Below are 21,441 nucleotides of genomic sequence, written 5' to 3'. Positions count from 1 at the left end.
TCGGGTGTGGGGGTTGCTGTGGGCAACGCGGTGCGTACCTCGCTGGTGGTCGTCGTATCGGTCACCTTGCTGGTCTCACTGTCCATCTACGGTTCCAACGGCAACTTCAACCTGTCGGGATAGGTCGCGCCGATGAAGAGCAGTGTCGTTCGCCCCCTGACGGGTCTGGGCTTGATCGTGGCCATCGGCCTGATCATCGCCCTGGCCATCAGCCTGTTCCGCGGGGACTGGGCCGATACCGTTCCGGTGACGGTGATTTCGGATCGCGCGGGCCTGGTGATGAACCCCGACGCCAAGGTGAAGATGCGGGGCGTCCAGGTTGGTCAGGTCGAGAAGATCGAGGAGCGTCCCGACGGCACCGCCGCGCTTCACCTGGCGATGGATCGGTCCGCGCTGCGGCTCATACCGGGCAACGTCGACGTCGACATCACCTCGACGACCGTCTTCGGCGCGAAGTTCGTCCAGATGAACGCGCCGACGGACCCGTCGGCGGACCGACTTCGCGCCGGGCAGGTCATCCAAAGCAAGCATGTGACCGTCGAGGTCAATACCGTGTTCCAGCAACTGGTTCAGGTCCTCGACAAGATCGACCCGGCCAAGCTCAACCAGACACTCGGTGCGATCGCGTCCGCCTTCAACGGGCGGGGCGAGAAGTTCGGTCAGACGCTGGAGGATTTCAACGCCCTGCTGGCGAAGATCGAACCGAGCCTGCCGAACCTGGCGCACGACATCGAGGCGGCGGTGCCGGCGTTCACCGCGTACGGTGACGGGTCCCAGGACCTGCTGTCGACAATCGAGAACACGACGGAGGTCAGCAATTCGATCGTCGACCAGCAGGACAACCTCGACGAGTTCTTGATCAGCGCAATAGGTTTGGCCGATATCGGCAACGACGTGATCGGTGGAAATCGGCAGGGCCTGACCGACGTAACACACCTCCTGGTGCCGACCGCCGAACTGCTCAACAGGAACAAGGCCTCGTTGTGGTGCGGAATCGGCGGACTCGTTCCGTTCTCGAAGTCCGGGCCGCAGTACTCCGGCGTCATCGTCAACGCGGGTTTGACGCTCGGCGTCGAGCGCTATCGCTATCCGCGTGACTTGCCGAAGGTCGCCGCCAAGAGCGGGGGCCGTGACTACTGCACGGAATTGGGGCTGCCGGAACTGCCGCCGGAGTTCGTGCCGCCGATGATCGTCGGTGACGTCGGAACCAACCCGAACCAGTACGGCAACGCGGGCATTCTGCTGAACTCCGAGGGCCTCAAGAACTGGCTGTTCGGGCCGCTGCCCGGGCCGCCGCGCAACACCGCGCAGATTGGGATGCCAGGATGACGCGTTCAACGGGCACGCTGATCAAATTCAGCATCTTCGGAGTGGTCATGATGGTGCTGACCGCATTCTTGTTCGTGGTCTTCAGCGAGTCGAGAACCGGTTCGACAGACGGATATTCGGCCGTCTTCGTCGATGCGTCGCGGCTGAAGGCGGGCGACAGCGTGCGGATCGCCGGTATCAGGGTCGGCACGGTGAAGAACGTGTCGCTGCAGGCCGACAGGAAGGTCCTGGTCAAGTTCGACGCCGACCGCAACACCAAGCTCACTACCGGCACCAAGGCTGCGATCCGCTATCTCAACCTGGTCGGCGACCGCTACCTGGAACTGATCGATACGCCTGACTCGGCCCGCATCCTGCCGGCCGGCGCCCAGATACCGGCCGACCGCACCGCACCCGCGCTCGACCTCGACTTGCTGCTCGGCGGCCTCAAACCCGTTATCCAGGGCCTGAATCCAGAGGATGTCAACGGGCTCACCAACTCGCTGATCCAGATCCTGCAAGGCCAGGGCGGTACCCTGGAATCACTGCTTTCGAAGTCGTCGTCGTTCACCAATTCTCTGGCGGACAACAATCAGATCGTCGAGCAGTTGATCGACAGCCTGCGCGACACGCTCGACACCCTGTCCAAGGACGGTGACGAATTCACCGGCGCGATCGACAGGCTCAGCCAACTCATCGAGGGACTGTCCGCCGACCGTGACCCGATCGGCACCGCGATCGAATCCCTGGACAACGGAACCACCTCGCTCGCAGACCTTCTCAGCCGCGGGCGGGCACCGTTGAACAACACGGTCGACCAGTTGGCCCGGTTGGCCCCGTTCGTCAACAACGACCTGGATCGCCTCGACGCGACGATCCAGCGCCTGCCCGAGATCTACCGCAAGCTCGCGCGCGTCGGCTCGTACGGGGCGTTCTTCCCGTACTACATCTGCGGTGTCACGTTCCGGGCGAGCGACCTGGAGGGCCGCACCGTGGTGTTCCCGTGGATCCGCCAAGAAACGGGAAGGTGCGTGGACGAGTAATGCTCAAGTACCGCGGTGCGCAGCTGATGAGGGCGGGTTTCATCGGCGTTGTCCTCATCGTCCTCGTCATCACGATCGGCCTGCAGCCGGAACGGCTCATCTCCTGGGCGACCTCGCTGCGCTACGAGGCGCTGTTCACCGAGGCGGGCGGGATCACGACCGGTAACGACGTCACGGTGTCCGGTATCAAGGTGGGTTCGGTCTCGTCGGTGGAGTTGGTGAACGGCGATGCGCTGGTCGGCTTCACCATCGACGGGAAGTACGCGCTCGGTTCCGACACCACCGCCCACATCCGCACCGGGACGTTGCTCGGTGAGCGCGTGCTGGCGCTGGAGTCCGACGGAAGCGGCAACCTGGACCGCACCAAGCCGATCCCCACATCGCGAACGTCGTCGCCGTATTCGTTGACCGACGCGGTCAGCGAGCTGACCGCCAACACCGCCGACACGAACACCCAGACTCTCAACCAGTCGTTGGACACCCTTGCGGCCACCCTGGATCAGGTTGCGCCGCAATTGGGTCCGACGTTCGACGGCCTGTCACGGGTGTCCAAGTCGTTGAACAACCGCAACGAAAGCCTGGCCGAACTCCTTCGGACCGCCGGCGACGTCACCGGGATCTTCGCCGAGCGCAGTCGGCAGGTCAACGAGCTGATCCTCAACTCCAACGATCTGCTCGCCGTGCTCAACGAGCGCCGCTACGCGATCACCAGCCTGCTGCGCGCCACCTCGGCGGTGTCGCAGGAGCTGACCGGCATCGTGGCCGACAACGAGGCGGAACTCGCGCCGGCGCTGAAGGACTTGAACACGGTCATAGCGATGCTGGAGAAGAACCGAGACAACCTCGCCAAGATGTTGCCCGGCGCGGCCAAGTACTACCTCACGCAGGGCGAGATCGTCGCCAACGGCGCCTACTACAACGCGCTCGTGCCCAACCTGATCTTCGGTCAGATTCTGCAGCCGTTCCTCGATTACGCATTCGGGTTCCGGCGCGGCATGAATGCAGGCCAACCGCCGGACCAGGCCGGCCCGCGGGCCGAATTGCCGTTCCCGTTCAACGGAATTCCGCAGCCAGGAGATCTTCCCGATGATGGCAACCCGTAAGCGCCTGGTGGTCAGCACAGCGATCCTGCTGGCCATCGGTCTGATCGCCGGCGCGGCCTTCCTGGTGCGCCAGGTGTTCTTCGGGCCGACCACGATCACCGCGTACTTTCCGACCGCGACCGCCATCTACCCCGGCGACGAGGTGCGGGTGTCCGGTGTCCAGGTCGGCACCATCGAGTCGATCACACCCGAGGGCACCCAAACCAAGATGACCCTCAAAGTCGATCGTGGCGTGCCGGTTCCGGCCGACGCCAAGGCCGTGATCGTTGCGCAGAATCTGGTGGCGGCACGTTACGTGCAACTCACTCCGGCGTACCGCAACGGCGACGGGCCGACGATGAAGAACGGGGCGGTCATCCCCAGTGACCGGACCGCGGTGCCCGTGGAGTGGGACGAGGTCAAGACCCAGTTGATGCGGCTTTCCGATGAATTGGGACCGCAGACCGGTGTGTCGGATACCTCGGTGTCGCGGTTCATCGACAGCGCGGCGAACGCGATGGGCGGCAACGGCGACAAGCTGCGCCAGACGCTGGCCCAACTATCTGGTGTGGCAAGGACTTTCGCCGAAGGCAGCGGGAACATCGTCGACATCATCAAGAATCTGCAGACCTTCGTCTCAGCGCTGCGCGACAGCAAGCAGCAGATCGTGATGTTCGAGAACCGGTTGGCGACGCTTTCCAGCGTCCTCGACAACAGTAGGTCCGACCTGGATGCGGCGCTGTCGAATCTCTCGACGGCGATCGGAGAGGTGCAGCGCTTCGTCGTCGGCACCCGGGACCAGACATCCGAGCAGATTCAGCGACTCGGCAGCCTCACTCAGATCCTGGTCGACCACAAGTTGGCGTTCGAGAATGTCCTGCACATCACACCGAACGCGATCGCGAACTTCCAGAACATCTTCTATCCCAACGGCGGATCGGTCACCGGTGCATTCGCGTTGGTCAACTTCAACAACCCGGTGCAGATGATCTGCGGCATGGTCGGGGCAGTCGCGAACGTCACCGCACCCGAGACCGCGAAGCTGTGCGCGCAATACCTCGGCCCGGCGCTGCGACTGCTCAACGTCAACAACGTTCCATTGCCGATCAATGCCTACCTGCGGCCCGCGGTCACCCCGGACCGGCAGATCATCACCGATCCGAAACTCGCGCCAGGGGGCGCCGGCCCGGGTGACCCGCCAGAACCGCCCCCCACAGTGTCGGCCTACACCGGTGTGGGCGATGTACCGCCGCCTCCCGGCTGGAACCAACCGCCCGGCCCGCCGGGGTTGTACACCGGCGGTGGGCCCGATGCGCCCGCGATCCCGTCCCCCGCGCTTTTCCCCGGCGCGCCGATACCCGGGCCGCCCAACGTGTTGAGCAACCTGCCCGCGCAACCGGAACCGCCGAAGTCCGTGGAGGGCATGCTGCTTCCGCCGTCACCCGCGCCGGTCGCGCCGAACACACCCCTGTTGCCTGCAGAAGGGGCGCCGCCACGATGATCCGCCGAACCGTGAAGAGATGGTCGGTCGCCGGGTCCGCCCTGGCGCTACTGGTGACCGGCTGCTCGTTCCAAGGTGTGAATTCACTGCCGCTGCCCGGCGCGGTCGGCCGCGGCCCGGACGCCGCTACCTACCATGTCCAGGTAGCGAATGTCGCGACGCTGGAGGCGAACTCGCCGGTGCTGATCGACGACGTCGTCGTCGGCAGCGTCCGCAAAATGACGGTCGACAACTGGCATGCCGACGTCGAGATCTCGGTCAAACCCGACGTGACGGTGCCGGCCAACGCGGTCGCCACCGTCGGGCAGACAAGTCTGCTCGGCTCGATGCACCTGGCCCTCAATCCGCCGCTGGGCGAAAAGCCGGAGGGCCGGCTCGCAGCCGGTGCCACGATCCCGCTGAGCGACTCGTCGACCTATCCGTCGACCGAGCGGACACTGTCGTCGCTGGCCACCGTGGTAAACGGCGGCGGGCTCGGTCAGATCGGCGACGTCATCCACAATTTCAACACCGCGTTGAACGGGCGAGAACCGCAGATCCGCGAATTGTTGACCCGGCTCGACAATTTCGTCGGCGTGCTCGACAGTCAGCGTGACAACATCATCGCCTCGATCCAGCAACTCAACCGTGTCGCAGGCACATTCGCGGGTCAGCGGGACAAGATCGACCGCGCACTGAAAGAGATTCCGCCCGCGCTCGACGTGCTGATCAAGGAACGGCCGAACCTGACCGCCGCGCTGGAGAAGCTCGGCCAGTTCGGGGACACCGCGGCCGGCCTGGTCAACGATGCCGGCGACGACCTGGTCAAGGATCTGGAGAACCTCGGGCCCGCGCTCGGCGCGCTTGCCGACATCGGACCCGACCTGAATCTCGCACTGCTGTGGGCGACCGCGTTCCCGTACGGTCCGACCTTCGCCGATCGGATCACCCGCGGGGATTACATCAACCTCTATGCGAGCTTCGATCTCACGTACCCCCGGCTCAAGCGGACGCTTCTGCTCGGCACCCGGTGGGGCGACGAGAACGCGAGATTGATACCGGCCCCCGGGGACCCGTACTACCTCAATTACTCCTACAGCCCGATGTCGCTCGGGGTTGCCCCGCCGCCGACCGGGCCGCCTGCCGAAGGCACGCCCGCGCCCGCGGCGCCGCCTCCGGTGGCGCAACCGCTGTTGCCGGTGGCGCCGCCACCGCCGGCAGCGCCGTGGCTGTCGCAGGCGACCACCACATCGGAGGTCTTCGCGGGTCCGTACGGGGCTGAAGCCCCGACGCCACCGGTCCCAGCGGCGCCGCCCGTGCAACCCCAACCGACCCCGGGAGGGGGTGGCTGATGCTGACGCGCTTCGTACGAAACCAGTTGATCATCTTCACGATCGCGTCGATCGTGGGTGTGACGGTGATGCTGTTCGTCTACATGCAGGTGCCGACCTTGCTCGGCGTCGGCCGGTTGACGGTGAAGATGGAACTGCCCGCCGCGGGTGGCCTCTATCGCTTCGGCAACGTCACGTACCGCGGTGTGCAGATCGGCAAGGTCACCGACGTGGCCCTGACCGAAAACGGGGCCGAGGCCACGCTGTCGCTCGACACATCGCCGAAGGTTCCCGCAGATTTACAGGCCGAAGTGCGCAGTGTCTCCGCCGTCGGCGAGCAATACGTCGACCTGCGGCCGCGTACCGACTCCGGGCCTTACTTGCAGAACGGGTCGCGAATTCCTGTCGCGGACACCATCATTCCGCAAGAGATCGGCCCGGTACTGGAGGGACTCAACCGACTGATCGGAAGCATCCCGTCGGACCGGATCGCCGACCTGCTCGACGAGTCGTTCAAGGCGTTCAACGGGGCCGGCCCCGATTTCCAATCCCTGGTCGACTCTGCGGCCAAGATCAGCGCCGAGGCCAACACCGTCTCCGACCAGACCCGCGGGCTCATCGATGACAGCGGGCCGCTACTGGAATCGCAGGCCGAGACCACCGAGCAGATCCGCACCTGGGCGAAAAGCCTTGCGGGAGTGACCGGTCAGCTTCGGCAGAACGATCCGCAGATCCGGACGCTGCTTCAGCAGGGGCCCGGCTTCGCGCAGGAGGTTTCGACGCTGCTGAACCAGATCAAGCCGACGCTGCCGATCCTGCTGGCGAATCTCACCACGGTGGGCCAGACTCTGCTCACCTACAATCCGTCGCTGGAGCAATTGCTGGTCATCTTCCCGGGCATCATCGCCGCACAGCAGTCGTTCGGGCTTCCGCAGAACAACCCCACCGGCCTCCCGATGGGCGACTTCGCGCTCACCATCAGCGACCCAACGCCCTGCACCGTCGGGTTCCTGCCTCCGTCGAGTTGGCGCTCGCCGGAGGACACCACGTCCATCGACACCCCAGACGGGCTCTACTGCAAGTTGCCGCAGGATTCGCCGATCGCGGTGCGTGGTGCGCGCAACTACCCGTGCATGGAGCATCCGGGTAAACGGGCGCCGACCGTCGAATTGTGCAACGACCCCAAGGGCTATCAGCCGTTGGCCTTGCGTCAGCACACCCTCGGTGCGTACCCGATCGACCCGAATTTGATATCCCAGGGGATCCCGCCCGACGACCGGGTGGACTTCTCCGAGCGGCTTTACGCACCGGTGGAGGGCACTCCGCTGCCTCCCGGTGCGGCCCCCGCGGGAACGCCACCGGGTATGCCGCCGCCACCGCTGCCGGTGGCCGGCGGGACCCCACATGGCTCGGCGTCGGCACCCGCTGCTGCGCCGGCACCGATCCAGGATCCGGTGGCACCGCCTCCGCCGCCCGGCAACTCGATCAACGGCACACCGATCCCGGCGCCGCCTGCAGCGGGTGGGGCGACCCCCGTTGCGCCAAGTGCGCACAGCGGCAACGCTTCCGGGGGACCGTCGGTGGCCGTCGCCCACTACGATCCGGAGACGGGTCAGTACATGACACCCGATGGCTTGCTGCCGCGGCAGACGAATCTTGCCAGCAACGAGCCGAAGTCGTGGAAGGACCTGATGCCGACCTGACCGGGGGAGCGCCCCGGTCGGGAAGCTCCGTGAAGGTGGGTGGACGTCAGATTTTCTGGACCTTGACAGGCATCTCGATCACGAGGGGCTGATTGGCGCCGCACGCACCGCTCGGGCTCTTGGTCTGATCGCGGCCCATCAGGAAGGTGGCGTTATGGTTGACCCGCTGATTGATGGTGGGGTCCCAGCCCACCAGAATGAATTTCTGGTGACCAGGTGCGAAGCTGCCGTCGGGGCACGGCAACCAGTTGGGGATATCGTGGTCGACGTACCAGAGGTCGTCGAGCCGGATCGGAGCGGTCCAGCCGAGATCACTCTGCACGGTGCCGCTGCATTCGATCGGGCTGATACAACTCGTGCTGATCGTCCAGGTCTGCTCGACCGTCTGCTGCTTGATGAAGACGTCGGCGCCACCAGGTCGCATACCGCGTTTCGCCCATTGCCCGTCCGACATCACCCGAAAGGTGCCGTTGAGCGCGACTTGATAGTCGTCGGCGAAATCGTCGGCGTGCGCCGCTGTCGCGGTGCTCAGACTTCCGGCCACAGCGATTGCGACCGCTCCGGCGGCCACGCCAAATCCACGCATGAATGCAGCTTATCGCGGTCGGTAGCCGCCCTCTCCGAAAGGGAGAATTTCCTTGTGCGCGTATGGAACAATGTGCCCGTGCGTTCCCTCGCCGCAGTGTTTGCTGCCCTGGCTACCCCCGCGTTGATGCTCACGGCGCCGACCGCCGAGGCGCAGCCGCCGTTGCCGCCGCTGCCGCCGCCGGGCGCCGAATGCAACAGCCCCAACTGCACACCGGGTATCCAGCCGGGCGTCGTGCTGGGGTCCTACTGCAACAACACGACGTACTACGCGTTCGGCGTGACGTCGTGGGGCCGGCTGGTGTTCTGCGGTTCTCCGCGCCGCTACGAGCCGCGCTGGTTCCGCTCGCCGGAGATGCACGGCGTCAAGCTCGAGAACGATCTGTGCCCGTCGATGGACGGCGAGGTCGCTCAGGCACCGGACGGTCTCTTCCTCACCTGCGTCTCCAAGGACGGGCGCAGCTACTGGGAGCGCGGGGATCTGTAGAGTCTCGCGCCGACTGCCCGAGACTGCACACGGAACGCCGAAACTGCGGATCGTGTGATCGCTCCGCAGTTTCGGCGACCGTGGTGACGCTCAGCCGATCGGCTTGAACTCGATGTTGATCTCGGTGAGCCCGCGCAGGATGAATGTCGGCTCATAGACGTACCGGCGGTCGTCGATCGATCCGTGCTTCTCCTCGTCGACCGTGATGTCGCCCAACCGGTCGAGGAGTCGTTCGATCGAGACGCGGCCCTCCACACGCGCCAGCGGTGCACCAGGGCAGGAATGGATACCGCGGCTGAACGCGATGTGCTCGCGGACGTTCTTGCGGTCCAACTGGAACTCGTGGGGATTGTCGAACCGCTCGGGATCGCGGTTGGCCGCCCCGGGGCTGACCATCACAGTCGTGCCCGCCGGCACCGGGGTGTCGCCGAGTGTTGTTGTCTTGCGGGCCATCCGGAACACGCTCTTGACCGGGCTGTCCATCCGCAGGCACTCCTCGATGAACACCGGGATCAGGCTTCGGTCGTCGCGCAACTGCTGCTGGATGTCGGGCCGGTCGGACAGCACCCGCATCGCGGCGCCGAGCAGTTTCGCCGTCGTCTCCTGACCGGCGGCGAACAGGAATGTCGCGGTGCGCACCACGTCGACGACCTCGGGGGTGGAGCCGTCCGGATACTTCGCGGTGGCGAGCGAGGTGAGGACATCGTCGCGAGGGTTCTCGCGGCGCTCCTCGATGTAGTGCGCGAACTTCTCGTCGGCCCACTCGAGCGGGTTGGTGGCGATCACCTCGTGGTCGAGGCTGCCGATGTTCGTACCGGGCCGCTCGGCGCCGAACGCCTCGCGGAAGTCGTCGTGGTCTTCCTCGGGTACGCCAAGCAGATCGGCAACGACCAACAGCGAGAAGGGCTTTGCGTACGCGGCGAGGAATTCACACGTGCCGTCGGCGATGAACTCGTCGATATGGCGGTCGGCCAACCGCCACATGAAGTCCTCATTTTCCTTGAGGCGCTTGGGCGTCAGCAGTCGGGCCAGGATCGAGCGCGCGTCGGTGTGCTGCGGCGGATCCATCGTGACCATGTGCTCGAACATCGGAATCTCGGTCCGATGCTTTTCGAGTTGTTCGCAGATGTCGTCGCCCTCGGGCGTGAACGGCATCGGGGTGAACGGGCCCATGACCGCCACGCAGGACGAGAAGTTCTCGCTGTCCTTGTAGACGCTGTTGGCCGCCTCCCATCCGGTGACCGCGAGCACGCCGTTGTTGATCGGACAACAGACCGGGTCCTTCGACCGGATGTGGTCGTAGTAGGGGTGCGGGTCGGGAACCAGGGAGGGATCGGTGAAGTAGTCAACCGAATCGAAATCAGTGGTCATGGTTTTCAGCCCTTCAGGGTCGACGCTGGCCCGCGTGATGGTGAGCGGACGGCGCCGCTCGCTTGCATCTTTGACTTAATATGCTGAGCACTTGCTTAGCATGGGGTTAAGGTCGTGGTCAAGATCGGTAAGCGGGTCCCCACTACGATCGGCGTGTCGGAAGGGCGGGAAGAGAAGTGATCGGATGACGCAGGTTTCCGGGTCGGCACGACGGATAGGGGCGCCGGACGCGAAAAACCGCGGTGTGCTGCTCGACGCCGCCGAGCAGTTGCTGCTGGAAGAGGGCTACGCCGCCGTCACTTCGCGGCGGGTCGCCGAGAAGGCGGGCCTCAAACCGCAACTCGTGCACTACTACTTCCGCACCATGGAGGACTTGTTTCTCGCGGTGTTCCGCCGCATGGCCGAGTTGGGCCTCAAAGCGCTCACCGAGGCGCTCGCGTCGCCTCAGCCGCTGTGGGCGCTGTGGCGGTTCAGCACCCAGCCCGAGGCCACCCGGCTCACGATGGAGTTCATGGGCCTGGCCAATCACCGCAAGGCGTTACGGGCCGAGATCATCTACTACGCCGAACGGTTCCGCGAAGAGCAGAACAAGGCCATCGCGTCGGTCCTCGAACGCTATGGGGCCGACGCCGAGGAGGTTCCGCCGGTGGTGTGGACGGTCTTCGCGACGAGCGTGTCGCAGGCGCTGGTGGTCGAACGGGCGCTCGGCATGACCACCGGGCATGCGGAGACATTCGCCTTCTGCGAGAAGTGGATCCGTCGCCTGGAGGGCGAACCGCTCACGGCCGGCTGAGAACGGCGCTCACCAGTTCCGGATCGAGCAGAGCGCGCCCTTGGGGCCCTGGTGGGTGGCGACCACCACGCCGTCCACCGCGAGCACGCAGTGGATGTTCGGCTTCGCCTCGCCGGTCCCGCTGGTCGCCGCGACCATCGCCCACCGGTCGGGATCGGCGAGCTGGACGTCCAAGTTCCACTGCTGGTCCGGTCCGATCTGGGCCTCGGCCTTCGGGCTGAACTCGTACGGGTTGTGGCTGTAGGCGGCCCAGTTCGGGGGATCGACGTCGCGGTAGTAGATGTCGACGTAGAACGGCTGCTCGGAGAACACCGAGTACTTGACGTTGTGCAGCACCGGCGGCGGCGGATCCTGCGCCACCGCCGGCGCGCTGACCGACAGCACGCCGCCGGCGGTCACCACGGTTGCCGCCACGAGGGCCGGCAAAGCGATACGGACCGAGCGACCGGAGATCATTTCCGGATCTTAGAACGTCGTCCGCGACCCAGGTCGCGAATCGCCAACCGCATCAGACCGCGAGGATCGTCGCCGACGCGGTGCCGGGCGCGCCATACACCTGCGCCAGGCCGACTTTGGGCTCACCGGGGACCTGACGGTCGCCCGCCTCACCGCGCAGCTGCCGGACGAGTTCGTGCACCTGCCGCAGTCCCGAAGCCCCGATCGGCTCACCGTTGGCGATCAGCCCGCCGTCGGTGTTGATCGGCATCGACCCGTGGATCTCGGTGGCGCCGTCGGCGAGCAGCTTCTCCTGCTCTCCGTCGGCGCACAGGCCGGTCTCCGCCATGTGAATGACCTCGGCGCCCGCGTCGGTGTCCTGAAGCTGCGCGACGTCGACATCCTCCGGGCCCAGGCCCGCCGCCTCGTAGGCCGCCTTGGCGGCGTAGACGGTGGGGGAGGCGTCCTCGTCCAGCGGCGCCGACGTCGCATGGACCTCATAGGCGCCGAAGCGCCGGGTGCGAATCTCGGTGGCGCGCACGTACACCGGCTTCTTGGTGAAGCGGTGCGCGATGTCTCCGCGGCACATGATCACCGCCGCGGCGCCCTCGTCCGGCGCACAGAACATGTACTGCGTCAGCGGGTAGTTCAGCACCGTCGAGTTCAGGATCTCCGCTTCGGGGATCGCCTTGCGCCGGAACGCATTCGGGTTCAACGCACCGTTGCGGAAGTTCTTGGCCGCCACCTTGGCCAGCGTGGCCTGCGAGATGCCGTGCTTGTGGATGTAGTGGTTGGCCTTCATCCCGAAGAACTTCGTGGTGACGAATTGACCGTTCTCGGCATACCACTGCGGCAGAGCGAGTTTGGCCGGATCGTCGGTGAACGCACCGCGCGGATGCTTGTCCAGGCCGATCGCGATGCCGATGTCGTACTTGCCGAGCCGGATGGTGTCCGCGGTCTGCTGGATCGCACTGGCGGCGGTGGCGCACGCGTTGAAGACGTTGGTGAAGGTGATGCCCGTCAGCCCGACGAGCCGGGTCACCGCGTCGGGGTTGGACACCTCGTAGCTGCCGCCGAACCCGAACTGGATGTCCTTCCATTCCAGGCCGGCGTCGGTGAGCGCGGATTGGATGGCCTCGGCGCCCATCTCCATCGCGGTCTTGGGGAATCGGCCGAACGGGTGCAGCCCGACGCCGATGATCGCCACGTCGTTGGTCATCTCGATGCTCCTGTGTCTAGACGGGCTTGAAGGCGAAGGTGACGACCTCGTTGCCGTCGTCGTCGGTGGTGAACGGCACCATCGTCAGCTCGACCTCCATGCCGAACTCGAGCTTGGCCGGGTCGTTCTCGGTGAGCCGGCCCTCGACGCGGATGACGTCCTCGAGCTGAACCAGCCCGACGCCGAAGGGCACGAAGTCGTTCCCGGTAGGACCCTTGTACGGGGCGCCGGGCGGGAAGCCCTGCGTCGTCCACGCGACGAGGGTGCCGCGCCGGGGCAGCTTGAGCTCGGACATGTCACCGGCGCTGCACCGCGGGCAGCGCTGCTGAATCGGGAAGGCGGTGGCGCCACACGCGCCGCACCGGCTTCCGATCAGCTGCGGATTGTCGTCGGGCCAGGTCGAGATTTCGGGCGCGAGCGCCACTTGCTGTGTCGGCACGCGCCGACGATAACTGGAAATGACGTTCTCGTCTAGAGAGAACCAGGGTCGTCAACGAGTCAACGCGCTGCTAGCCTCCCCGATGTGGACGCCGACAAAGCGCAGATCGCCGAGGTCTTGATTCGCTACGCAACGGGGATCGACTTCAAGGACTGGAAGCTGTTCCGCACGTGCTGGGCCGACGAGGTCGACATCGACTACGGCGACCTGGGGACCTTCACCGATCCCGACGCCTTCACCACGTTGATGGAGCAGATCCACGGCGGCATGGGGCAGACCTACCACCGCATCTCCAACATCGTCGTCGACGTGGACGCCGACCGGGCGACTGCGCGGTCCTACGTGCGCGCGGTGCTGCAGGCGGTGCCCGATGACGGCGGAAGCTGGATCGATGCCCTCGGTCACTACGACGACGAGCTCGTCAGGACCGCGGACGGGTGGCGAATCGCCAAGCGCACCACCAACATCGCGCGGGTGATGAGCGCGGCCGGCGTCGCGCCGTGACAATCGGCGACTTCGCCGCGCGGTACGGACCGTGGGCGGCGATCGCCGGGGCCTCGGAGGGCATCGGCGCCGAGATGGCCGATCAGCTGGCGTCGCGTGGGCTCGACCTCGTGCTGATCGCACGCAATGGAGCGCTGCTCAACCAGGTCGCCGCCGCGGCGCGTGAGCGGCACGGCGTTGCGGTGCAGGCCGTCGTGCAGGACCTCACCGATCCCGACGTGGTCGCGAAGGTGGCGGCGGCGACCGACGGACTCGACGTGGGGCTGATCGTGTACAACGCGGGCGCTTCCGACCGTACGACGACGTTTCTCGAGAACGACCTCGAGTACTCGCTCAAACAGGTCGCGCTGGACTGCGTCGGGCCGATGGCCTTGGCCCGACACTTCGGACCGGCGATGGCCGAGCGCGGCCGCGGCGGCATCGTGATCGTCGCGTCGCTGGCCTGCCTGGCCGGGTCGGCCACGCTGGCGGTGTATTCCGCGGTCAAGGCGTTCCAGCACACGTTCGCCGAGGGGCTGTGGGCGGAGTTGCGTCCCCACGGCGTGGACGTGTGCTGCACTCCGCTCGGCATGACCTACACCCCGGCGCTCGCGCGGATGGGTGTCGACTACGACCCACAGACGCAGATGCGCTCCGAGGACGTCGCCGCCGAGATCATCGCGAACATCGGAAACGGACCCACCTACGTCGTCGGCGAGAACAATCGCGCCATGGCCTCGCAGGTGTGGACGGTCGACCGGCGCACACTCGTCGAGATGATCAGCGCCGCCTCAACCGATTTCGCGGCCAAGAGGAAGGTCTGACATGCGCGCGGTGGTGCTTCGCGACGGCAAGCTCGACGTCCGGGAGACGGCCGATCCGTCGCCCGGGCCGGGGGAGTTGTTGATCAGGCCGCTGTCGGCGGCGATCTGCGCATCCGACGTTCACTACATGGACCATCCCAACTCGTCGCCGCGATTTCTGTGGGATCCCGACCGCGACACCGTGATGGGCCACGAGTTCGTCGGGGAGGTCGTGGGCCACGGGCCCGACTGCTCGGGCGACTTCCCGGTCGGAACCAAGGTGACCAGCATGCCGATCCTGATCCGCGCGGGTCAGGAACCGCTGGTGATCGGACACCATCCCGACGCCCACGGCGCGTTCGGCGAGTTGATGGTGGTCTCGGAGATGATGTCGCGACGGGTGCCCGACGGCGCGCCGAACGACGCGGTCGCGCTGGTCGACGCGTTCGCGGTCGGGGAGTACTACGTCCGGTGCTCGGGCGCCGGCCCCGGTGATCTGCCGCTGGTCATCGGCGCGGGCGCCATCGGGCTGTCCACCGTCGCCGCGCTGAAGAAGCGCGGCATCGAGTCGATCGTGGTGTCCGACTACAGCGACGACAGACTCGGATACGCGGCGAAGTTCGGCGCCGACGTACTGGTCAACCCGGCGCAGCGCGACCCCTACGACGTGTGGCGGGAGACGTTTCGCGCCAAGGGTTTCCAGACCACGCAGGTGATCTTCGAGTGCGTGGGCGCCAACGGTCTGATGCAGACGATCGTCGACAACTGCGAGTTCCTCGCGCGTGTGCACGCCGCGGGAGGCTGGTACGACGCGGGCACGATCGACTGCACGGCCGCCACCCACAAGGGCATGACGATCCAGTTCGGCGGCGGGCCTCATCCGCAGGACTGGTACGGCACCCTCGACGCGGTCGTCGACGGTCGCCTCGATCCGACGCCGAGCATCGGCGCGACGATCGGTCTCGACGAGGTGCCCGAGGCCATCGATCAGGCGCGCAGGGGGTCGGGCCCGCCGCGCATCGTGGTCCATCCGGGGGCGCCGTGAAAGTCCTTCCGGGCCCCATCCGCCAGATCGGCTACGTCGTCACCGACATCGACCGGGCGATCGCGGGCTGGCTCGAGCTGGGGGTGGGGCCCTGGTTCGTCATGCGGGATCTGACGCTGGCCGCGCGCTATCGCGGCGAGCCGTGTGAGATCACCCAGTCGCTGGCGCTGAGCAACAGCGGCGACATGCAGCTCGAGCTCATCCAGCAGCAGAGCGAGGCGCCGAGCGTCTTCACCGAGTTCCTCGACGCCCACGGTGAGGGATTCCATCAGTTCGCCTACTGGGCAACCGATTTCGACGCCACCATGCGCGCGGTTGCCGAGGCGGGCTGGCCGGTCGTGTGGTCGGGCGGCGAGGACGTCGGTACCCGCTTCGCGTACGTCGAGCCGCCGGCCGGCCGGGCGCAGGTCGCGCAGATCATCGAGATCATGGAGCTCACCGAGATCACCAGCGGGATGGCGTCGTTCGTGCGCGACGCCGCGGCGAACTGGGACGGCAGCGATCCGATCCGGGTTCTGGGCGGCTGATCTTTCGCGGCGCGTGAGCGTGCGCAAAGTGCTGACAATGCGCGGCGTGTCGTGTGCAAACACGCGCGCTCGCGCGACGGGAGTTACTTGCCGCGGTTCATGGCCTTGTCGGCGGCGGCCCAGTGCTCGTCGGAGACCCACAGCCGCGCGAACGCGTTCACGGCCTCGTCGGTCGAGGCGCCCTTCATCACACGCTTGATCTCGCCGGCGGCCCGGTGGGCAAGCTTGCGGGCGACGGCGCGCCAGTCGTCGTCGAACGTCTCCCGCGCGAGCACCCGGTCGATCAGGCCGACGCGCTCGGCTTCGTCGGCCGACAGGATCGTGCCGGTACCGGCCAACAGCAACGCCCTGCTGTAGCCGACGATCTCGACCAGCCGCTCGGCGCCGCCCCACGCAGGCATGATCTCGAGCGCCACCTGGTTGAAGCCGATCTTGATGTCGGAGGCGGCCAGCCGGATATCGGCCGCGGTCGCGAACTCCGCCCCGCCGCCGAGCGCATGGCCGTTGAGCACGGCGATCGTCACGCCGGGGAACGCGACGATGCGATCGCACACCGCACGCATCCGCCGCGCCATCGCGGCCGCGTCGGCCTCGGTGCGCAGGGTCGCGAGCTGTTTGAGATCACCGCCGGAGACGAACGCCCGATCGCCGGCGCCCGTGACCACCAGCGCGGTTGCGCCCGCGGCGCGGTCGAGCGCGTCGTCGAGCTGCTCCATGGTCTCGGGCGCGATCGCGTTGCGCGCCTGCGGCCGGTCGATGGTGATGACCGCCAAGCCGTCGTCCAACTCGAGGTCTACCATCAACCGTTCTCCATTTGCGATATTGGCATTCTCGGATTCAGAGAATAGCATCGCCTCGAGTCGGAGCAGCCGCCTGAGTGTGGGGAGTCCATGCGCAACATCCCGGTCGAGCTGACCAAACGCTACGAGGAGGAAGGTTGGTGGACCCCGGACACGCTCGGTGAGCTGCTGGCCCGCCACCTGGCCCAGAACCCCGATACCGGCTTCTGGGTGCACTCCGACGTCCGGCCGTACGCGGGCACGTTCGCCGATGTCGAACTGCGGGCCCGTCGCCTCGCGGCGGGTCTGCACAAGCGAGGCGTCGGCCCTGGCGACGTCGTGGCGCTACAGCTGCCCAATTGGATGGAGGCCGCCGTTGCCTTCTGGGCTTCGGCGTTCCTTGGTGCGGTCGTGGTGCCGATCGTGCATTTCTACGGCCGCAAGGAACTCGCCCACATCTTGGCGACCGCGCGGCCGAAAGTCCTCATCACCGCGCGGGAATTCGGCCGGATGGTGTTCGCGCCGGACCTGGCCGCCGACGTCCCGATCGTGGCGCTGGTGGGGGCCGACGAGCGCTTGCGCGAGGACCATGTCCACAGCTTCGACGATCTTCTCGACGACGCCCCGATGTCGGGCACCTTGGCCACCGACCCGGCGGGCCCGGCGCTGATCGCGTTCACCTCGGGCACCACGAGTAAGCCGAAAGGTGTTGTGCACAGCCATCAGACGCTGGGCTTCGAGACTCGCCAGCTGCTGGAGAACTACCCCAAGGACCGCGGACGCCAGCTCACCGCGACGCCGATCGGTCACTTCATCGGCATGCTCGGCGCGTTCCTCATCCCGGTGCTCGAGGGCGCCCCGATCGATCTGTGCGACGTGTGGGATCCGGGCAAGGTGCTCAAACTCATGGAGTCCGAAGGCATGTCGATTGGCGGCGGGCCGCCCTACTTCGTCACCAGCCTGCTCGACCATCCCGATTGCACCGACGCACACCGCTCCCGGTTCACGACCGTCGGCCTCGGCGGATCCACCGTCCCCGCGGCGGTGACACGCCGGCTCGCCGATATGGGGTTCTTCGTGTTCCGCTCCTACGGCAGCACCGAGCACCCCTCCATCACCGGCTCGCGGCCCACCGCCCCCGAGGACAAGCGGCTCTACACCGACGGCGATGCGCGTCCCGGCGTCGAGATCAAGCTGACCGAGGACGGCGAGATCCTTTCGCGCGGACCGGATCTGTGCCTGGGTTACACCGACGACGAGATGACCAGGCGCGCGTTCGACGACGACGGCTGGTACCACACCGGTGATGTCGGGGTGCTCGACGAGGACGGCTACCTGACCATCACCGACCGCAAGGCCGACGTGATCATCCGAGGGGGAGAGAACATCTCCGCCCTCGAGGTCGAAGAGGTGCTGCTCGGCATGCCCAGCGTCGCCGAAGCCGTCGTGGTGGCAGCACCCGACGACCGGCTCGGTGAGCGTGCCGCGGCGGTGCTTCGCATCCGGGCGGGCGGCGCCATGCCGACGCTCGACGAGGTGCGTACTCACTTCAAGCGGGCCGGCGTCGCGATTCAGAAGTGGCCGGAGGAACTGCACGAGGTGCCCGAGGGGCAGGACTATCCGCGCACCGCGAGCGGGAAGGTGCAAAAGGTCGTCCTGCGTGAGCAGGTGCGGGCCAAAGCGCGGAATTGAGTCCGCCGGCGACAACCATTTGGCCGAAGGCGCATTGCGCAGCCGACACCAATGAGAATAGGATTCTCCCGAGACGAAAAGGAGTGTTCCATGGGGCAACTGTCACATCGGGTCGACATACCGTTCCCGCTGTTCGACGCGGACAACCACCTGTACGAGCCGCCGGAGGCGATGACCAAGTACCTGCCCAAGGAGTACAAGGACGTCGTCCAGTACGTCGAGGTCAACGGGCGTACCAAGATCGCCATCAAGGGTCAGATCAGTAACTACATCCCGAACCCGACGTTCTCCCACGTCGCCAAGCCGGGCGCCTGGGAGGAGTACTTCAAGTTCGGCAACCCCGAGGGCAAGAGCAAGCGCGAGCTGTTCGGTGAGCCGATGCGCTCGATCCCGGCGTTCTTCGAACCCGGACCGCGCCTGGAGCTCATGAACGAGCTCGGCGTGGACCGCTCTCTGATGTTCCCGACGCTGGCCAGCCTCATCGAGGAGCGGCTGCGCGACGATCCGGTCGCGATCCACGTCATCATCCACTCGCTGAACCAGTGGCTCGATGAGGTGTGGGGCTTCAACTACCAGAACCGCATCTTCGTCACGCCGGTCATCACGCTGCCCATCGTCGAGAAGGCGATCGAGGAGCTCGACTGGGCGGTCAAGCGCGGTGCCCGCGCCATCCTCGTCCGCCCGGCGCCGGTGCCCGGATTCCGCGGCCCGCGGTCGTTCGCGCTGCCCGAGTTCGATCCGTTCTGGGAGAAGTGCGTCGAATACGACGTGTTCGTCGGCATGCACTCCTCCGACAGCGGTTACTCCCGCTACACCTCGGAGTGGGACGGCGTCGCGCAGGAGATGCTGCCGTTCCAGACCAACGCGATGTCGATCCTCAACGAGTGGCGCCCGATCCAGGATGCGGTGGCCTCGTGGGTGATTCACGGCGCGCTGTTCCGGCACCCGAAGCTCAAGGTCGGAATCGTCGAAGCGGGTTCGAAGTGGATGTTCCCGCTGCTGGACTCCATGGCCGAGGTGTACAAGAAGGCCCCCGAGGCCTTCCTGGGCAACCCGATCGAGGAGATCAAGAACCGCATCTACGTCAGCCCCTTCTACGAGGAGGGCATCGACGACCTGATCAACCTGATCGGCGTGGAGCAGGTCCTCTACGGGTCCGACTGGCCGCATCCGGAGGGCCTGGCCGAGCCGACCCACTACGTCACCGCACTCGAGCACCTGTCGGTCGAGGATCAGGCGAAGATCATGGGCGGCAACCTGGGTCGCCTCGTCACCGTGTGACCCAGCACCCCACTTGGGAGACCATCCCCGGGATGGTCTTGAGCGCAGCGGACCGTTTCGGCGACGCGGAAGCGATCGTCGACGGTCCGTTGCGCTTGTCCTTCGCCGAGGCCGTGCAGCGGATCCGTTGCGCGGCAGGCGCATTCGCCGACCTCGGCATCGCCAAGGGCGATCGGCTCGCCATCTGGGCGCCCAACTCCGCCGATTGGATCATCGCGGCTTTCGGCCTGCTGGCCGCCGGCGGCGTGCTGGTCCCGGTCAACACCCGGTTCAAACCTGAGGAGGCGGCCGACATCATCGGTCGCAGCGGCGCGAAGGCCGTGCTGGTTCAGAAGGACTTCCTCGGCCTGGACTACTCGGTGACCACGGACGCGCCGGTGATCGACCTGGGGTCGGGCTTCCTGTCCTCCGGCAAACCGTTCGACCGCGTCGCCGAGCTGACGGGCTCCGACATCGCCGATGTCATCTTCACCTCGGGCACCACGGGCAGGCCCAAGGGCGCGATGATGAACCACCGCCAGACGCTGCGCGCGTACGAGGAGTGGGCGACCCTCGCCGATCTGCGCGAAGGCGATCGCTACCTGATGATCAACCCGTACTTCCACACGTTCGGGCTCAAGGCCGGGCTCGTCGCGTCCTTCCTGCGGGGCGCCACGATGCTTCCCGTCGCCGCTTTCGATGTCGACCTGGTTGTCGAGCTCATCGAGAGCGAACGCATCACGATGCTGCCCGGCCCGCCCACGCTGTACCACTCGTTGCTGACCGTTGCCGACAAGGACCGGCTCGCATCGCTGCGGGCGGGCGTGACGGGGGCCGCCGACATCCCGGTCGAGCTGATCCGCCGGATCCGCGATGAGTTGCCGTTCGGCAGCCTGATGACCGGCTACGGGCTCACCGAGGCCGGCAACGTGACGCTGTCCCGTCCGGGGGACAGCCCCGAGGACGTCGCGACCACGGCCGGCCTACCGTGCGAAGGCGTGGAGGTCCGCATCGCCGACGACGGCGAGGTGCTGGTGCGCGGCTACAACGTCATGCAGGGCTATCTCGACGACCCCGCTGCAACGGCCGACGCGATCGACGCCGACGGCTTCCTGCACACCGGCGACCTCGGCGAATTCACCGACTCGGGCCGCCTGAGGATTGTCGGGCGCAAGAAGGACATGTTCATCGTCGGCGGCTTCAACGCCTATCCCGCCGAGATCGAGGGTTTCCTGCTCGAGCACCCCGCGGTGGCGCAGGCGGCGGTCATCGGGGTGCCGGACGATAGATTGGGCCAGGTCGGCAAGGCGTTCATCGTGCGCACCCGGGGTCACGACGACGTCACAGGTGAGGACCTCATTTCGTGGAGCCGCGAAAGAATGGCGGGATTCAAGGTGCCCCGCTCTGTAGAGTTCCTCGACAGCCTGCCGTTGAACGCCACCGGCAAGGTGATGAAGGACCGCCTTCAGGACAATCGCCGCTGAGCTCCCGCACAGCGCGTAAATAGCATTTCCGCAGCAAGACGATGTTTGCCGGGCGGTGCCTGCACAGGTATCGTCGCGGCGATACTCAAAAA

General features: G+C 66.4%; 21 protein-coding genes and 1 pseudogene. 16 read left to right on the top strand and 6 right to left on the bottom strand.

Annotation, left to right across the window (positions count from 1 at the left end; all coding sequences use genetic code 11):
• From A5752_RS27425 to A5752_RS06960, 7 genes and pseudogenes are all read left to right on the top strand, one after another.
• Positions 1-123: pseudogene (locus tag A5752_RS27425) on the top strand (ABC transporter permease); the annotation flags it as partial.
• A gap of 9 nt (positions 124-132) precedes the next feature.
• A complete protein-coding gene (locus A5752_RS06985; RefSeq protein WP_067083619.1) occupies positions 133-1,329 on the top strand; it encodes an MCE family protein in 1,197 nt (398 codons plus the stop codon).
• On the top strand, positions 1,326-2,351 hold the full coding sequence (locus A5752_RS06980; RefSeq protein WP_067083617.1) for an MCE family protein: 1,026 nt from the start codon (positions 1,326-1,328) through the stop codon (positions 2,349-2,351). The genes A5752_RS06985 and A5752_RS06980 overlap by 4 nt, the downstream gene beginning before the upstream one ends.
• Complete coding sequence (locus tag A5752_RS06975; RefSeq protein ID WP_064414703.1) at positions 2,351-3,454, top strand: MCE family protein; 1,104 nt, start codon at positions 2,351-2,353, stop codon at positions 3,452-3,454. Before A5752_RS06980 ends, A5752_RS06975 begins: the two co-directional genes overlap by 1 nt.
• Positions 3,438-4,934, top strand: coding sequence for an MCE family protein (locus A5752_RS06970; protein WP_067083615.1), 1,497 nt, complete (start codon positions 3,438-3,440; stop codon positions 4,932-4,934). The genes A5752_RS06975 and A5752_RS06970 overlap by 17 nt, the downstream gene beginning before the upstream one ends.
• Positions 4,931-6,265, top strand: a complete 1,335-nt coding sequence (locus tag A5752_RS06965) for an MCE family protein (protein ID WP_067083614.1) — start codon at positions 4,931-4,933, stop codon at positions 6,263-6,265. Before A5752_RS06970 ends, A5752_RS06965 begins: the two co-directional genes overlap by 4 nt.
• Positions 6,265-7,947: an MCE family protein gene (locus A5752_RS06960; protein ID WP_067083612.1), complete on the top strand. Its 1,683-nt coding sequence runs from the start codon at positions 6,265-6,267 to the stop codon at positions 7,945-7,947. The genes A5752_RS06965 and A5752_RS06960 overlap by 1 nt, the downstream gene beginning before the upstream one ends.
• A 46-nt stretch (positions 7,948-7,993) precedes the next feature.
• On the opposite strand, the gene A5752_RS06955 is transcribed toward A5752_RS06960, so the two are convergent.
• Positions 7,994-8,518: an Rv2253/PknI dimerization domain-containing protein gene (locus A5752_RS06955; RefSeq protein WP_231967455.1), complete on the bottom strand. Its 525-nt coding sequence runs from the start codon at positions 8,516-8,518 to the stop codon at positions 7,994-7,996.
• A gap of 93 nt (positions 8,519-8,611) precedes the next feature.
• On the opposite strand from A5752_RS06955, the gene A5752_RS06950 reads away from it, so the two are divergent.
• A complete protein-coding gene (locus tag A5752_RS06950; protein WP_064414715.1) occupies positions 8,612-9,019 on the top strand; it encodes a hypothetical protein in 408 nt (135 codons plus the stop codon).
• 90 nt (positions 9,020-9,109) lie between these two features.
• On the opposite strand, the gene A5752_RS06945 is transcribed toward A5752_RS06950, so the two are convergent.
• Positions 9,110-10,390 carry a cytochrome P450 gene (locus A5752_RS06945; protein WP_067083608.1) on the bottom strand — a complete coding sequence of 427 codons (1,281 nt, stop codon included), beginning with the start codon at positions 10,388-10,390 and terminating at the stop codon, positions 9,110-9,112.
• A gap of 184 nt (positions 10,391-10,574) precedes the next feature.
• Between A5752_RS06945 and A5752_RS06940 the strand changes: the two genes are divergently transcribed.
• Entirely contained in the window at positions 10,575-11,183 is a 609-nt protein-coding gene (locus A5752_RS06940; protein WP_067083606.1) for a TetR/AcrR family transcriptional regulator, read from the top strand.
• Positions 11,184-11,192: 9 nt separating this feature from the next.
• Here A5752_RS06940 and A5752_RS06935 read toward each other — a convergent pair whose 3' ends face one another.
• Genes A5752_RS06935 through A5752_RS06925 form a run of 3 tightly spaced genes read right to left on the bottom strand, consistent with a single transcriptional unit; the run spans position 11,193 to position 13,276 of the window.
• Positions 11,193-11,639: an Rv2576c family protein gene (locus tag A5752_RS06935; protein ID WP_067083604.1), complete on the bottom strand. Its 447-nt coding sequence runs from the start codon at positions 11,637-11,639 to the stop codon at positions 11,193-11,195.
• A 52-nt stretch (positions 11,640-11,691) separates the two neighbouring features.
• Positions 11,692-12,837 carry a thiolase family protein gene (locus tag A5752_RS06930; RefSeq protein ID WP_067083603.1) on the bottom strand — a complete coding sequence of 382 codons (1,146 nt, stop codon included), beginning with the start codon at positions 12,835-12,837 and terminating at the stop codon, positions 11,692-11,694.
• Between the two features lie 16 nt (positions 12,838-12,853).
• A complete protein-coding gene (locus A5752_RS06925; protein WP_067083601.1) occupies positions 12,854-13,276 on the bottom strand; it encodes a Zn-ribbon domain-containing OB-fold protein in 423 nt (140 codons plus the stop codon).
• Between the two features lie 84 nt (positions 13,277-13,360).
• On the opposite strand from A5752_RS06925, the gene A5752_RS06920 reads away from it, so the two are divergent.
• From A5752_RS06920 to A5752_RS06905, 4 genes are read left to right on the top strand one after another with little or no spacing between them, the layout of a single operon-like run.
• A complete protein-coding gene (locus A5752_RS06920) occupies positions 13,361-13,780 on the top strand; it encodes a nuclear transport factor 2 family protein (RefSeq protein ID WP_067083599.1) in 420 nt (139 codons plus the stop codon).
• Positions 13,777-14,583, top strand: a complete 807-nt coding sequence (locus A5752_RS06915) for an SDR family NAD(P)-dependent oxidoreductase (protein ID WP_082963776.1) — start codon at positions 13,777-13,779, stop codon at positions 14,581-14,583. The genes A5752_RS06920 and A5752_RS06915 overlap by 4 nt, the downstream gene beginning before the upstream one ends.
• A 1-nt stretch (position 14,584) precedes the next feature.
• Positions 14,585-15,607 (top strand): zinc-binding dehydrogenase, encoded by a 1,023-nt coding sequence (locus tag A5752_RS06910; RefSeq protein WP_197500560.1) that lies wholly within the window; start codon positions 14,585-14,587, stop codon positions 15,605-15,607.
• Positions 15,604-16,134, top strand: coding sequence for a VOC family protein (locus A5752_RS06905; protein ID WP_067083597.1), 531 nt, complete (start codon positions 15,604-15,606; stop codon positions 16,132-16,134). The genes A5752_RS06910 and A5752_RS06905 overlap by 4 nt, the downstream gene beginning before the upstream one ends.
• A gap of 83 nt (positions 16,135-16,217) precedes the next feature.
• Here the strand turns inward: A5752_RS06905 and A5752_RS06900 are convergent, their stop codons facing one another.
• Positions 16,218-16,934, bottom strand: a complete 717-nt coding sequence (locus tag A5752_RS06900) for an enoyl-CoA hydratase/isomerase family protein (protein ID WP_067083596.1) — start codon at positions 16,932-16,934, stop codon at positions 16,218-16,220.
• A gap of 90 nt (positions 16,935-17,024) precedes the next feature.
• On the opposite strand from A5752_RS06900, the gene A5752_RS06895 reads away from it, so the two are divergent.
• The 3 genes from A5752_RS06895 (at position 17,025) to A5752_RS06885 (ending at position 21,349) form a co-directional block, all read left to right on the top strand.
• A complete protein-coding gene (locus tag A5752_RS06895) occupies positions 17,025-18,605 on the top strand; it encodes an AMP-binding protein (protein WP_067083594.1) in 1,581 nt (526 codons plus the stop codon).
• Positions 18,606-18,695: 90 nt separating this feature from the next.
• On the top strand, positions 18,696-19,886 hold the full coding sequence (locus tag A5752_RS06890) for an amidohydrolase family protein (protein ID WP_067083592.1): 1,191 nt from the start codon (positions 18,696-18,698) through the stop codon (positions 19,884-19,886).
• Entirely contained in the window at positions 19,883-21,349 is a 1,467-nt protein-coding gene (locus tag A5752_RS06885) for a FadD3 family acyl-CoA ligase (protein ID WP_082963775.1), read from the top strand. Before A5752_RS06890 ends, A5752_RS06885 begins: the two co-directional genes overlap by 4 nt.
• Positions 21,350-21,441: the final 92 nt, after the last annotated feature.

The sequence above is a fragment of the Mycobacterium sp. 852002-51961_SCH5331710 genome (assembly GCF_001665535.1).
Lineage (GTDB): Bacteria > Actinomycetota > Actinomycetes > Mycobacteriales > Mycobacteriaceae > Mycobacterium.
The sequence above is the reverse complement of the archived record's forward strand: the minus strand, read 5'-3'. Positions and strand labels throughout refer to the sequence as shown.

Excerpts from the sequence above, each read along its gene's own strand:
- A5752_RS06985 (WP_067083619.1), top strand. The coding sequence starts at position 133 with ATGAAGAGCAGTGTCGTTCGCCCCCTGACGGGTCTGGGCTTGATCGTG.
- A5752_RS06980 (WP_067083617.1), top strand. The coding sequence starts at position 1,326 with ATGACGCGTTCAACGGGCACGCTGATCAAATTCAGCATCTTCGGAGTG.
- A5752_RS06975 (WP_064414703.1), top strand. The coding sequence starts at position 2,351 with ATGCTCAAGTACCGCGGTGCGCAGCTGATGAGGGCGGGTTTCATCGGC.
- A5752_RS06970 (WP_067083615.1), top strand. The coding sequence starts at position 3,438 with ATGATGGCAACCCGTAAGCGCCTGGTGGTCAGCACAGCGATCCTGCTG.
- A5752_RS06965 (WP_067083614.1), top strand. The coding sequence starts at position 4,931 with ATGATCCGCCGAACCGTGAAGAGATGGTCGGTCGCCGGGTCCGCCCTG.
- A5752_RS06960 (WP_067083612.1), top strand. The coding sequence starts at position 6,265 with ATGCTGACGCGCTTCGTACGAAACCAGTTGATCATCTTCACGATCGCG.
- A5752_RS06945 (WP_067083608.1), bottom strand. The coding sequence starts at position 10,390 with ATGACCACTGATTTCGATTCGGTTGACTACTTCACCGATCCCTCCCTG.
- A5752_RS06940 (WP_067083606.1), top strand. The coding sequence starts at position 10,575 with ATGACGCAGGTTTCCGGGTCGGCACGACGGATAGGGGCGCCGGACGCG.
- A5752_RS06935 (WP_067083604.1), bottom strand. The coding sequence starts at position 11,639 with ATGATCTCCGGTCGCTCGGTCCGTATCGCTTTGCCGGCCCTCGTGGCG.
- A5752_RS06930 (WP_067083603.1), bottom strand. The coding sequence starts at position 12,837 with ATGACCAACGACGTGGCGATCATCGGCGTCGGGCTGCACCCGTTCGGC.
- A5752_RS06910 (WP_197500560.1), top strand. The coding sequence starts at position 14,585 with ATGCGCGCGGTGGTGCTTCGCGACGGCAAGCTCGACGTCCGGGAGACG.
- A5752_RS06900 (WP_067083596.1), bottom strand. The coding sequence starts at position 16,934 with ATGGTAGACCTCGAGTTGGACGACGGCTTGGCGGTCATCACCATCGAC.
- A5752_RS06895 (WP_067083594.1), top strand. The coding sequence starts at position 17,025 with ATGCGCAACATCCCGGTCGAGCTGACCAAACGCTACGAGGAGGAAGGT.
- A5752_RS06890 (WP_067083592.1), top strand. The coding sequence starts at position 18,696 with ATGGGGCAACTGTCACATCGGGTCGACATACCGTTCCCGCTGTTCGAC.